Source organism: Streptomyces sp. LARHCF249, assembly GCF_052871255.1.
This window is the reverse complement of record NZ_JBIXJQ010000012.1, coordinates 55852-67839: the sequence shown is the minus strand read 5'-3', so window position 1 is coordinate 67839 and position 11988 is coordinate 55852. Positions and strand designations below refer to the sequence as shown.

At 71.8% G+C, this 11988-nt stretch carries 14 protein-coding genes; 13 read left to right on the top strand and 1 reads right to left on the bottom strand.

The annotated features are described in order from the left end of the window. Positions 1-60 precede the first annotated feature (60 nt). Positions 61-1263, top strand: a complete 1203-nt coding sequence (locus ACIPUC_RS29650) for a DNA sulfur modification protein DndB (protein WP_446593497.1) — start codon at positions 61-63, stop codon at positions 1261-1263. A 125-nt stretch (positions 1264-1388) separates the two neighbouring features. Then, positions 1389-2036 (top strand): NYN domain-containing protein, encoded by a 648-nt coding sequence (locus ACIPUC_RS29645; protein ID WP_446593495.1) that lies wholly within the window; start codon positions 1389-1391, stop codon positions 2034-2036. Positions 2037-2089: 53 nt separating this feature from the next. Here the strand turns inward: ACIPUC_RS29645 and ACIPUC_RS29640 are convergent, their stop codons facing one another. Continuing rightward, positions 2090-2722 carry a TIGR03085 family metal-binding protein gene (locus ACIPUC_RS29640; RefSeq protein WP_446593493.1) on the bottom strand — a complete coding sequence of 211 codons (633 nt, stop codon included), beginning with the start codon at positions 2720-2722 and terminating at the stop codon, positions 2090-2092. Positions 2723-2814: 92 nt separating this feature from the next. Here ACIPUC_RS29640 and hisI point away from each other — a divergent pair, with 92 nt between their 5' ends. The 11 genes from hisI (at position 2815) to lgt (ending at position 11911) form a co-directional block, all read left to right on the top strand. Beyond that, positions 2815-3183, top strand: a complete 369-nt coding sequence (gene hisI, locus ACIPUC_RS29635; RefSeq protein ID WP_215146488.1) for a phosphoribosyl-AMP cyclohydrolase — start codon at positions 2815-2817, stop codon at positions 3181-3183. Between the two features lie 14 nt (positions 3184-3197). Next, positions 3198-4688 carry an anthranilate synthase component I gene (locus tag ACIPUC_RS29630; protein WP_446593491.1) on the top strand — a complete coding sequence of 497 codons (1491 nt, stop codon included), beginning with the start codon at positions 3198-3200 and terminating at the stop codon, positions 4686-4688. A 14-nt stretch (positions 4689-4702) separates the two neighbouring features. Next, positions 4703-5341 (top strand): TIGR02234 family membrane protein, encoded by a 639-nt coding sequence (locus ACIPUC_RS29625; protein WP_446593489.1) that lies wholly within the window; start codon positions 4703-4705, stop codon positions 5339-5341. Positions 5342-5462: 121 nt separating this feature from the next. Then, a complete protein-coding gene (locus ACIPUC_RS29620; protein WP_446593487.1) occupies positions 5463-5714 on the top strand; it encodes an HGxxPAAW family protein in 252 nt (83 codons plus the stop codon). A 54-nt stretch (positions 5715-5768) separates the two neighbouring features. After that, positions 5769-6257, top strand: a complete 489-nt coding sequence (locus ACIPUC_RS29615) for a DUF2752 domain-containing protein (RefSeq protein ID WP_446593485.1) — start codon at positions 5769-5771, stop codon at positions 6255-6257. Between the two features lie 173 nt (positions 6258-6430). Continuing rightward, positions 6431-7240, top strand: coding sequence for an indole-3-glycerol phosphate synthase TrpC (trpC, locus tag ACIPUC_RS29610; protein WP_362300112.1), 810 nt, complete (start codon positions 6431-6433; stop codon positions 7238-7240). A gap of 8 nt (positions 7241-7248) precedes the next feature. Continuing rightward, on the top strand, positions 7249-7461 hold the full coding sequence (trpM, locus tag ACIPUC_RS29605; RefSeq protein ID WP_446593483.1) for a tryptophan biosynthesis modulator TrpM: 213 nt from the start codon (positions 7249-7251) through the stop codon (positions 7459-7461). 218 nt (positions 7462-7679) lie between these two features. Beyond that, on the top strand, positions 7680-8924 hold the full coding sequence (gene trpB / locus ACIPUC_RS29600) for a tryptophan synthase subunit beta (protein WP_446593481.1): 1245 nt from the start codon (positions 7680-7682) through the stop codon (positions 8922-8924). Continuing rightward, a complete protein-coding gene (gene trpA, locus ACIPUC_RS29595; protein WP_446593479.1) occupies positions 8921-9733 on the top strand; it encodes a tryptophan synthase subunit alpha in 813 nt (270 codons plus the stop codon). The genes trpB and trpA overlap by 4 nt, the downstream gene beginning before the upstream one ends. A gap of 110 nt (positions 9734-9843) precedes the next feature. Further along, complete coding sequence (locus ACIPUC_RS29590; RefSeq protein ID WP_446593477.1) at positions 9844-10815, top strand: DsbA family protein; 972 nt, start codon at positions 9844-9846, stop codon at positions 10813-10815. A gap of 88 nt (positions 10816-10903) precedes the next feature. Continuing rightward, entirely contained in the window at positions 10904-11911 is a 1008-nt protein-coding gene (gene lgt, locus ACIPUC_RS29585) for a prolipoprotein diacylglyceryl transferase (RefSeq protein ID WP_446593615.1), read from the top strand. The last annotated feature ends 77 nt before the right edge of the window (positions 11912-11988 follow it).

The window sequence follows — 11988 nt, the reverse complement described above, 5'->3', positions numbered from 1 at the left end:
TGGAGTTGACCCCTACCCTGGTTCACATCAGCAATGAGGCTGAGGAGATGGGTGGGGACCGTGGCGAAGCTGAGTACCGATGAGATCGACCTTTCCGCAGGGATGTTCATCCGCTGCCTGCCGGTCGACGACTGGACGACACACATCCGGGTCCCCTTCAAGCATTTGAAGGTGATCACCCACGACCCGGTCGTGCTCCAGTCGGGAAACGCCAAGCAGCGGCCCACGGACGTCACGGACGAGGACATCGAGCTGCACTCTCTGGTGCAGCGCGGCCTGGAGCTGGGGAAGAAGACGAACATCCCCAAGTACGCCGCCTACATCCAGCGCCATGTGACCCGCGAGCGCGCCGCCGTGCTGCCCCCCATCCACCTGTGGACCGAGCACCCGCTGTCCATCGTGCAGTCCACGCACCAGGGCGCGCTGCAGAACTTCCTCTGCGTCCCTCACGGCCTGAAGCTGATCGCCATCGACGGGGAGACCCAGCTGGCCAGCCACTACCACCTGGAGCGGTCCCTCGCCGGCCAGGAGGAGGCCCGGGAGCAGCACGCCACCGCATATCTGAGCGCGGTGGTACACGACAACAGGACTCCGCTGGAGGCCCGCCAGTTCTTCTACGACCTCAACGTGCTGGGCGTCAGGGTGAACTCGGCCATCGCGCTCAGCATGGACACGGCCGACCCCCTGATGGAGGTCGTGGGCCGCCTCTCGGAGGAGATCCCGTTCTTCCGGGGGAAGGTCGAGCGGATCTCCCGACAGATCAAGAAGAACAGCCCCAAGGTGGTCAAACTCCAGGACCTGCGGCAGTTCGTGGTCAACATGGTGCACGGCATCGCGGGCGTCCAGTACGGAACCAAGCCCGCCCCCGTCGACCACGTCGACCTGGCCGACCTCGAGTCCGCAGGCCGCGACTGGCTGGCGGCCTACTCCGAGGCCTTCGCGGAGGAGATCGCCGACCGGGAGCACTGCGTGGCCGCGATGGGCAGCGTCCTGGCTGCGGTCGGAGCCATGGGCCGGGGGATCCTGGAGGCTCCCGGCGAGGACCGGGCGGACCGCCTTGAGGAGCAGCTGGCCAGCCTCAAGAAGGTGGACTGGCGCAAGGGCGACCACTGGCTGGGCACAGCCCTGACGAAGACCCCGCAGGGCAAGTACACGATCAACGGGCCCAAGCAGTCCGCGTACGCCGTCTTCGGGGCCCTGAGCGATCCCGCGAACCCTGCCTACGGGGTCGTCCGCGGGGAGCCGGTCTCACCGGCGGTCTGAACGGCCTCCGGCAGGAGGGACAGCACGAAAAAACGGCCCCGTCGCCGGGGCCGTTCCTGTCGGCGTGACCGCCGAACTCGTATGACGGCACCTTAACAGGCGGGCCGTTCCCGCCGGGAGAACCAGTGAGCAGCGTTATCGCCTACGTCGACGGGCCCAACCTCGACTACTCCATCCGAGCGACCTTCGGCCACCGGTACCTCTGGCTGGACCTCGCGGCGCTGGTGGAGCGGCTGCGGCCCGACGACACCCTCGAGCGCGTCCAGTACTGCACCACCCTGGTCGTCAAGGACCCCGCGGCACTCGCGGACCAGAAGACGCACCTGGACGCCCTCGCCGCGCACCGCCCCCGGGACGTGCGGACCGAGCTCGGGCACTACACCGTGCAGAAGCCGCGCTGCGCCTCGTGCCGTCAGGGCTACCGGTGCGGCTGCACCCCGCCGCGCCGATTCCGCCGGTTCGAGGAGAAGCGGACCGACGTGGCCATCGGCGCCCGCCTCGTCGAGGACACCGCGCGACGGGCCTCGGACATCGCGCTCATCGTGTCCGCGGACTCCGACCTCGTGCCCGCGGTCGAAGCCGCCCAGCGCCTGGACCCGCTGCGCAAGATCTACCTCGCCCTGCCGCCCGGCTACGCGCGGCCGAGCCCGCACTTCCGCTCGGTCGGCGCGTTCACGATCAACGAGGCAGCGCTGCGCAACAGCCAGCTGCCCGAGACGGTCACCGAGGCCGCCACGGGCGCGCTGTACAGCCGCCCCGCCGGCTGGAAGTGAGCTGCGGCTAGTGCTGTGGCCGGAAAGGTCGGTGAACCTTTCCGGCCACAGCACTAGATGCCCAGTTTGGCCGTCGTCAATTTGGCGACGGCCTCCTTCTCCCCGTCGAGGGTGACCGCGGCGGCGTCCTGCCGGCCGAAGCAGAACAGCGTCAGCTCGCCCGGTTCGCCCGTCACCGTGACCACCGGCGCGCCCTTGTGCGCCACGGCCGTCTGGCCGTTCGGGCGGCGCAGGACCAGGCCGACCGGCGAGCGGCGGCCCGTCAGGCGGGCCAGCTTCTCCAGGCGGGACCACAGGGCGTCCGAGAACACCGGGTCCAGCTCCCGCGGGGACCAGTCCGGCTGCGCCCGCCGGACGTCCTCCGCGTGCACGAAGAACTCCACCGCGTTCGCCGCCTCGTCGATCTGCTTCAGCGCGTACACCGACATCCTCGGCGGGCCGGTGCGGATCAGCTGGATGAGCTCCTCGTACGGCTTGGCCGTGTACTCCGCCATCGCCGCGTCCAGGCGGGTCTTGAGCACGTTCAGCAGCAGGCCGCCCGCCGCGTCCGGGCGGCGCTCCCGGACGACCACGTGCGCCGCCAGCTGCCGGCAGGTCCAGCCGTCGCACAGCGTGGGCGCCTCCGGCCCGGCCGCCTCCAACAGGTCGGCCAGCAGCAGCCGTTCGCGCTTCGCATGGGTAGACATACGGGCCAGCCTACGGCCGGAAGGCGGCGCGCGCCCGCTCATCAGGCGGACAAGGATCCGTGCCGGGCACCGCGGCCCGGCACAATGGCCCCATGAGTACGTCCCCCCGCCCCGGCAGCCTCGATCCCGCCATCGCCGCGCGCCTCAAGCGCTCCGCCGACGGCCTGGTACCGGCCATCGCCCAGCAGTACGACACCGGTGAGGTGCTCATGCTCGGCTGGATGGACGACGAGGCCCTGCACCGCACCCTGACGACCGGCCGCTGCACCTACTGGTCCCGCAGCCGCCAGGAGTACTGGGTGAAGGGGGACACGTCCGGCCACTTCCAGCACGTGAAGTCCGTCGCCCTCGACTGCGACGCCGACACCGTGCTCGTCAAGGTCGACCAGGTCGGAGCCGCCTGCCACACCGGCGCCCGCACCTGCTTCGACGACGATGTCCTCCTCCGCGACGCCGACTAGGTAGGCCCACGCACATGGATCTCGATACGTTCCGCAAGCTCGCGGCCGACCGCCGCGTCATCCCCGTGAGCCGCAAGCTGCTGGCCGACGGGGACACCCCCGTCGGGCTCTACCGCAAGCTGGCCGCCGAACGCCCCGGCACGTTCCTGCTGGAGTCCGCCGAGAACGGCCGCTCCTGGTCCCGGTACTCCTTCGTCGGCGTACGCAGCGACGCGACCCTGACCGTGCGGGACGGCGAGGCGCACTGGATCGGCACCCCGCCCGTCGGCGTACCGACCGGCGGCGACCCCCTGGACGCGCTGCGCGCCACCGTCGGGGCCCTGCACACTCCCCGCGACCTCGCGGGCGGGATGCCGCCCTTCACCGGCGGCATGGTCGGCTACCTCGGCTACGACATCGTCCGGCGCCTGGAGCGCATCGGCGAGCACACGGCCGACGACCTCGAACTGCCCGAGCTGACCATGCTGCTCACCTCCGACCTGGCGGTCATGGACCACTGGGACGGCACCGTCCTGCTCATCGCCAACGCGATCAACCACAACGACCTCGACACCGGCGTGGACGAGGCGTACGCCGACGCCGTGGCCCGCCTCGACGCCATGGAGGCGGACCTCGCGCGGCCCGCCCCGTACACCCCGACCCCGCTGCCCGCCTCCGAGCTGCCGCAGTTCTCCGCGCTGTGGGGCGGCGAGAAGTACCAGGCCGCCGTCGAGGACATCAAGGAGCGCATCCGGGCCGGAGAGGCCTTCCAGGTGGTGCCCTCGCAGCGGTTCGAGACCCCCTGCGAGGCCTCCGCGCTGGACGTCTACCGGGTGCTGCGGGCCACCAACCCCTCCCCGTACATGTACCTCTTCCGCTTCGAGAACGGCTTCGACGTGGTCGGGTCCAGCCCCGAGGCGCTGGTCAAGGTCGAGGACGGGCGGGCCATGGTCCACCCCATCGCCGGCACCCGGCACCGCGGCGCCACCCCGCAGGAGGACCACGACCTCGCCGAGGAGCTGCTCGCCGACCCCAAGGAGCGCGCCGAGCACCTGATGCTGGTCGACCTGGGCCGCAACGACCTGGGCCGGGTCTGCGAGCCGGGATCGGTGGAGGTCGTCGACTTCATGTCGATCGAGCGCTACTCCCACGTGATGCACATCGTCTCCACCGTCACCGGGCGGGTCGCCGAGGGCCGGACCGCCTTCGACGTGCTCACCGCCTGCTTCCCCGCGGGCACCCTCTCCGGCGCGCCCAAGCCCCGCGCCATGCAGATCATCGAGGAGCTGGAGCCCTCCCGCCGCGGCCTGTACGGCGGCTGCGTCGGCTACCTGGACTTCGCGGGCGACTCCGACACGGCCATCGCCATCCGCACCGCGCTGCTGCGCGACGGCACGGCGTACGTGCAGGCGGGCGCCGGGGTGGTGGCCGACTCGGTGCCGGAGCTGGAGGACAACGAGTGCCGCAACAAGGCGGCCGCCGTGCTGCGCGCGGTGGCAGCGGCGAACCGCCTCCACGGCTCCTGAGGGCGTAGGGGATAGTGGGGTGCGTGAGTGCCGTACCCCCGCCCCGAACCGATACCGAGGTCCCCGAGAGCAGGAGCAGCCGCCGCAGCGTGGCCGTCGCCCTGCTGCTCGGCACCCTCGGCTCCACCGTCGTCCTGCTCGCCTCCGGCCGGGTCTGGGCCCGGGGCACCACGGCCATCGGCGGCGATTCGCTCCCGGTGGCCGCGGACGGGCAGGCCGTCACCGGCCTCCCCGCCGCCCTGGCCATCGTCGGCCTCGCCGCGCTGGTCGCCGTCTTCGCCGTACGCGGCAAGGGCCGGCTGCTGGTGTCGGGACTGCTGGCCCTCAGCGGCCTGGGCGCCGCGCTGTCCGCGGTCCTCGCCGCGGACGGCCGCCGGGCCCTGGACGCGGAGGCCGCCCGTACGACCGCGGACACCGCGGCCCATGTGGCGGGGCTGACCCAGACGGCTTGGCCGTACGTCACGGCCGCCGGGGCGGTGTTGATCCTGGCCGCCGGGCTGCTGGCCCTGCGCTTCGGCCGCGGCTGGCCCGCCATGGGCGGCCGCTACGAGCGGGGCGGCAGCCCCCGCACGCGCAAGCCGGCCGTGGTGGATCCGGACCGGCCCGAGGATCTGTGGAAGGCTCTGGACCGCGGCGAGGACCCGACCGGCTGACGGACCCCCGTGTGACGGCGGCCCGGCCCGGTGCGGGACAATGGGCACCGAGCGTTCGACACGCACCGCGACACACCGCGCGCTCGACAGAGCACCGCGACAGAGCAACGAGGAGCAACTCATGGCGGGCACAGACCACGGACACACCCCGGCCGCCTGGACCGGTGTCATCATCGCCTTCATCGGCTTCTGCATCTCCGGCGCCTTCATGGTGCTCGCGAACCCGCTCGGCTTCTGGGCCGGCCTGGTCGTGGTCGCGATCGGCGGTGTCGTCGGCATGGCGATGAAGGCTGCGGGCATGGGTGCGCCGAAGGCCGCCCACAAGGACCTGGCCGAGGCCATCGCGGCCGCCAAGGTGCCCGCCAAGGTCTGAGCGCGGCTCACGCAGGATCCGAAAGGCGCGGCCCGTCGGGCTGCGCCTTTTGTCATGACCGGTGAGAATCAGCGGGTGGACGACCCCGACGCCCTTCGCACCCCCGGTGCCCTGCCGCCGCAGCCCGCGCCCGCCGTACCGGTGAGCCGGGCCCGGCGGCTGCGCGCACCGGTGCTCACCCTGGCCGCGGCAGCCGCGGCGTTTGCTTACGTAGGCACCGTGGATCCGAACGAACCGGGCCATTACCCGGTCTGTCCGCTGCTGCGGCTGACCGGAATCCTGTGTCCCGGTTGCGGCGGCCTGCGCAGCGCACACGCGTTCGCCCACGGCGATCTGATCACGGCTTTCGGGGCAAATGCCCTGGCCGTCACGGGCTACTTCGCCTTCGCGGGATTCATGTTCCTGTGGCTGATCCGCGCCGTCCGCGGCGGGCCCGTGCCCCGCTTGGCCTTGCGCCCGCTGTACTGGTGGGCGATCGGCGGGGCGGCCCTGGTGTTCGCCGTCGTCCGAAATCTTTCTTTCGGCTCCGCACTGGCCCCCTGAGGCCCGTACGGGGCCCGGATGAAGCCCCGATTCCGAATGTCCAGTTACTGGGACGGCGTCAACCGCGTGCGGAGGGCAAGGCCTCCTGCGGATACCATTTGAATTGCTGACCTTGCAGTTGTACGTGTCTGCAAGGCGGCCGACCGTCATCGACCCGGAAGGGGGCCGCTCGCGTGAGTGTGCTCGACGAGATCATCGAAGGGGTCCGCGAAGACCTTGCCGAACGGCAGGCCCGCGTGAGCCTCGACGAGCTCAAGGAGCGTGCCGCCAAGGCGCCCCAGGCCAAGGACGGCGTCGCCGCACTGCGCGGTGACAGCGTCAAGGTGATCTGCGAGGTCAAGCGTTCCAGCCCGTCCAAGGGCGCGCTGGCCGCGATCGCCGATCCGGCCGGGCTCGCCGCCGACTACGAGGCGGGCGGTGCGGCAGTCATCTCCGTCCTCACCGAACAGCGCCGCTTCGGCGGCTCGCTCGCCGACCTGGAGGCCGTCCGCGCCCGCGTGGACATCCCGATCCTGCGCAAGGACTTCATCGTCACGGCGTACCAGCTCTGGGAGGCCCGTGCCTACGGCGCCGACCTCGTGCTGCTGATCGTCGCGGCCCTGGAGCAAGAGGCCCTCGTCTCCCTCATCGAGCGGGCCGAGTCCATCGGCCTGACCCCGCTCGTCGAGGTCCACGACGAGGAGGAAGTGGAGCGCGCGGTCGCCGCCGGCGCCAAGATCATCGGCGTCAACGCCCGCAACCTCAAGGACCTCAAGGTCGACCGCTCCACCTTCGAGCGCGTCGCCCCCGAGATCCCGGCCCACATCGTCAAGATCGCCGAATCCGGCATCCGTGGTCCGCACGACCTCATCGCCTACGCCAACGAGGGCGCCGACGCCGTCCTCGTCGGGGAGTCCCTGGTGACCGGCCGCGACCCGAAGGCGGCCGTGGCCGACCTCGTCGCCGCCGGCGCCCACCCCGCCCTGCGCCACGGGCGGAGCTGACCGCTCCCATGGACCGCCACCGTCCCTCCGTCAGCACCCGTCCCGGCCGTCGCGGCCCGGCCGGCGTGCAGACGGCGCACGCGCCCCTGGCGCGCGGCTGCCGCCCCCGCGGCTGCCGCGCTCCGGCCCGACGCGTGCACGGACGGCGGGTCCGGTACGTGATCGGCTCCGAGCCCGGTCAGGTCAACGGCATGCGATGGCGCCCCGGAGGCGCGCCGTAACGAGGACCCGCAGCGGGCGGTACGAGACGTACCGTGCCGCGTCGCGGTGGTCCCGTACGGCCTGCTGCCCGGGGCCCCACGGCTCGGGGCGGCGGGTCCTCCGTCCCGCAGACAGCGCAGAGCGACCCCCCTGGGGTGCGTGCGTGCGCGTGTCGCGGGCGGGCGGCGCAATACGGTGAAAACCACTCGTCGCATCCCGTTCCCGTAGGAGCACTGGCATGTCCAGCCAATTCTTCATCCCGGACCCGGAGGGTCACGTCCCGAACGCCGAAGGTTACTTCGGTGACTTCGGCGGCAAGTTCATCCCGGAGGCGCTCGTCGCCGCCGTGGACGAGGTCGCGGTCGAGTACGAGAAGGCCAAGGGCGACCCGGCCTTCGTGGCCGAGCTGGGCGACCTGATGGTCAACTACACCGGCCGCCCCAGCGCGCTCACCGAGGTGTCCCGGTTCGCCGAGCACGCCGGCGGCGCGCGGATCTTCCTCAAGCGCGAGGACCTGAACCACACCGGCTCGCACAAGATCAACAACGTGCTGGGCCAGGCTCTGCTGACCAAGCGCATGGGCAAGACCCGCGTCATCGCCGAGACCGGCGCCGGCCAGCACGGGGTGGCCACCGCCACCGCCTGTGCGCTCTTCGGCCTCGAGTGCACCGTCTACATGGGCGAGATCGACACCCAGCGCCAGGCCCTGAACGTGGCCCGGATGCGGATGCTGGGCGCCGAGGTCATCGCCGTGAAGTCCGGCTCCCGGACCCTGAAGGACGCCATCAACGAGGCGTTCCGCGACTGGGTGGCCAATGTGGACCGGACCCACTACCTCTTCGGCACGGTCGCCGGCCCGCACCCCTTCCCGGCCATGGTCCGCGACTTCCACCGGGTCATCGGCGTCGAGGCCCGCCGGCAGATCATCGAGCGCGCCGGACGGCTGCCCGACGCCGTCGCGGCGTGCGTCGGCGGCGGCTCCAACGCCATCGGCCTCTTCCACGCCTTCATCCCCGACGCGGAGGTCCGCCTGGTCGGCTTCGAGCCCGCCGGGCACGGCGTCGAGACCGGCGAGCACGCGGCCACGCTGACCGCGGGCGAGCCCGGGATCCTGCACGGCTCCCGCTCGTACGTCCTCCAGGACGAGGAGGGGCAGATCACCGAGCCGTACTCCATCTCGGCCGGTCTGGACTACCCGGGCATCGGCCCGGAGCACGCGTACCTGAAGGACACGGGCCGCGGCGAGTACCGCGCGGTCACCGACGACGCCGCCATGCAGGCCCTGCGCCTGCTCTCCCGCACCGAGGGCATCATCCCGGCGATCGAGTCGGCGCACGCCCTCGCCGGAGCGCTCGACCTGGGCAAGGAGCTGGGCAAGGACGGGCTGCTCATCGTCAACCTGTCCGGTCGCGGCGACAAGGACATGGACACCGCCGCGCGCTACTTCAACCTGTACGACGCCTCCGAGGGGGAGACCAAGTGAGCGGCAACATCGAACTCCTCTCGGCCGTCCTCGCGAAGGCGAAGTCCGAGGACCGCGCGGCCCTCGTCGCCTACCTCCCGGCGGGCTTCCCGACCGTCGACGGCGCCATCGAGGCGGTCAAGGCCGTCATCGCGGGCGGCGCGGACGTGGTCGAGGTCGGCCTGCCGCACAGCGACCCGGTCCTGGACGGCGCGATCATCCAGACCGCCGACGACATCGCCCTGCGCGGCGGGGTCAAGATCGCCGACGTGATCCGGACGGTCCGCGAGGCGCACGAGGCGACCGGGGCCCCGGTCCTGGTGATGACGTACTGGAACCCCGTGGACCGCTATGGCGTCGAGCGGTTCACCGCCGAGCTGGCGGCGGCCGGCGGCGCCGGCTGCATCCTGCCCGACCTGCCGGTCCAGGAGTCCGCGCTGTGGCGCGAGCACGCGGACAAGCACGGTCTGGCGACCGTCTTCGTCGTGGCCCCCAGCAGCAAGGACGAGCGGCTGGCCACCATCACGGCGGCCGGTTCCGGCTTCGTCTACGCGGCCTCGCTGATGGGCGTCACCGGCACCCGCGCCTCGGTCGGCGCCGAGGCGAAGGAGCTGGTCGGGCGGACCCGCCGGACCACCGATCTGCCGGTCTGCGTGGGCCTGGGCGTCTCCAACGCCGAGCAGGCCAAGGAGGTGGCGGGCTTCGCGGACGGCGTGATCGTCGGCTCGGCCTTCGTGAAGCTGCTGCTGGACGCGCCGGACCTGCCGGCCGGGCTGGCCGCCGTACGGTCGCTGGCGGGCGAGCTGGCGGAAGGCGTCCGCAGGAGCTGACGGGCGCATTCGATCGGCAATGCGGACACCTGAACGGGTTCTGTAGCCCGATCGGGTGGAACCGGGAGCGGGGAGGCACGCGAGTGCCTCCCCGCTTCGTTTGGCCGAACGTGAGCGAGAAGAACGACGGTGCGAACCGCGATGCGACGAAACGATCGGCCCGCGAGCGACTCCAGGTGGAGCGCGAGCGGCAGAAGGCCCGGGACAAGCGTCGGCGGACGCTCATCGTGTCGGCGGCGGTGGTCGGCGTACTCGGCCTGGCCGCGGTCGTCGGCCTGATCGCGGCCAACACCGGAAAGGACGGCGGCGCCGACAAGGCGGGTCCGGTGGTCGCCCCCTCCGGAGCCACCGGCAAGGACGCGCTGGCCATCCGGACGGGCAAGGACGAGGCCAAGTCCACCCTGACCGTGTGGGAGGACTTCCGCTGCCCCGCCTGCAAGAACTTCGAGGACAACTACCGGGAGACCATCCACGACCTCGAGGCCAGGGGGCTGCTCAAGGTCGACTACCACCTGGTCACGCTCATCGACGGGAACATGGGCGGCAGCGGCTCGCTGAAGGGCGCCAACGCGGCGGCCTGCGCGCAGGACGCCGGGAAGTTCCCGGCGTACCACGACATCCTCTTCCAGAACCAGCCGCAGGAGGTCGACGACGCCTACGGCAAGAACGCGAAGCTGCTGGAACTGGCCGCCAAGGTGGACGGGCTGGACACCCCCGCCTTCCGCTCGTGCGTCGAGGACGGCACGCACAACAGCTGGGTGGCCAAATCGCACGCGGCGTTCCGCGAAGGAAAGTTCCGGGGCACGCCGACCGTGCTGCTGGACGGCAAGGACGTCCTCTCCGACCAGGCCGATCCGCTGACCCCGCAGAAGCTGAAGGAGCGGGTGGAGGCGGCGGCCAAGGGCGCCTCCGGCGGCGGGACGCAGAAGGGGGCGGGGGATGCCTCTCCGTCGGCCTCCTCCTCGGCCTCCTCCTCGGCCTCACCGTCGTCCAGCGCGTCGAGGGGGGCATCGAAGGCGGGCTCGAAGAGCCCCTCGGGCACCCCGTCGAAGGGTGCCTCGGCCGGGGCCGCGGAGCACTGAGCGACGCCTGGGCCGTGTGTGGATTCGGTATCGGCTTGCCGGGCGGGTTGCGGTGTGCACCGCCCGGCAAGGTAGCGTCATGTCTGCCATGGACATTGCTTACATCCCCAGTCCGTCGACCGGCGTGATCCATCTCGGACCGATCCCGCTCCGCGGCTACGCGTTCTGCATCATCATCGGCGTCTTCGTCGCCGTCTGGCTCGGCAACAAGCGGTGGGTCGCGCGCGGTGGAAAGCCGGGCACGGTCGCGGACATCGCCGTGTGGGCGGTGCCGTTCGGCCTGGTCGGCGGTCGCCTCTACCACGTGATCACCGACTACCAGCTCTACTTCGGCGAGGGCCGCAACTGGGTCGACGCCTTCAAGATCTGGGAGGGCGGCCTCGGCATCTGGGGCGCGATCGCGCTCGGCGCCGTGGGCGCCTGGATCGGCTGCCGGCTGCGCGGCATCCCGCTGCCCGCCTGGGCGGACGCCCTCGCCCCGGGCATCGCGCTGGCCCAGGCCTGCGGCCGCTGGGGCAACTGGTTCAACCAGGAGCTGTACGGCAGGGCGACCGACCTGCCGTGGGCGGTGGAGATCAGCGCGGGCCCGAACCGGGACGCCGGCACCTACCACCCGACCTTCCTGTACGAGTCGCTGTGGTGCATCGGCGTCGCCGTACTGGTCATCTGGGCCGACCGCCGCTTCACGCTCGGGCACGGCCGGGCCTTCGCCCTGTACGTGGCCGCGTACTGCGTGGGCCGCGGCTGGATCGAGTACATGCGGGTCGACGAGGCGCACCACATCCTGGGCCTGCGGCTGAACGTGTGGACCTCGATCGTGGTCTTCGTCCTGGCCGTCGTCTACTTCGTCCTGTCGGCGAAGCTGCGGCCGGGCCGCGAGGAAGTCGTCGAACCGGTCGCCTCCGGCGGCGAGGGCGGTAAGGGTGCGGCTCCGGCCGACGCGGACGCTGCCGCGAAGCCGAAGGAGGCCGCGGCCGAGCCGAAGGACTCCGTGCCGCAGGAGGGCAAGGCCGCCGAGGCGAAGGCCGCCGTCCTGACGAAGGACGCGCCCGCCGCGGAGGCCGGGGGCGAGGCCCCGGAGGCCGGGAAGCGCTGACCGAACGGTTCGAAGGGGGGCGCCGCGCACCGCGCGGCGCCCCCCTTCGTGCTGGGCAGGCGGCGCCGGCCGAGGTC

What these genes read in the sequence shown, in the direction of transcription:
- hisI (WP_215146488.1), top strand. Translation starts at nt 2,815, where the DNA reads ATGAGTACGTCCCCCCGCCCCGGCAGCCTCGATCCCGCCATCGCCGCG.
- ACIPUC_RS29620 (WP_446593487.1), top strand. Translation starts at nt 5,463, where the DNA reads ATGGCGGGCACAGACCACGGACACACCCCGGCCGCCTGGACCGGTGTC.
- trpB (WP_446593481.1), top strand. Translation starts at nt 7,680, where the DNA reads ATGTCCAGCCAATTCTTCATCCCGGACCCGGAGGGTCACGTCCCGAAC.
- ACIPUC_RS29630 (WP_446593491.1), top strand. Translation starts at nt 3,198, where the DNA reads ATGGATCTCGATACGTTCCGCAAGCTCGCGGCCGACCGCCGCGTCATC.
- trpM (WP_446593483.1), top strand. Translation starts at nt 7,249, where the DNA reads ATGGACCGCCACCGTCCCTCCGTCAGCACCCGTCCCGGCCGTCGCGGC.
- ACIPUC_RS29615 (WP_446593485.1), top strand. Translation starts at nt 5,769, where the DNA reads ATGACCGGTGAGAATCAGCGGGTGGACGACCCCGACGCCCTTCGCACC.
- lgt (WP_446593615.1), top strand. Translation starts at nt 10,904, where the DNA reads ATGGACATTGCTTACATCCCCAGTCCGTCGACCGGCGTGATCCATCTC.
- ACIPUC_RS29640 (WP_446593493.1), bottom strand. Translation starts at nt 2,722, where the DNA reads ATGTCTACCCATGCGAAGCGCGAACGGCTGCTGCTGGCCGACCTGTTG.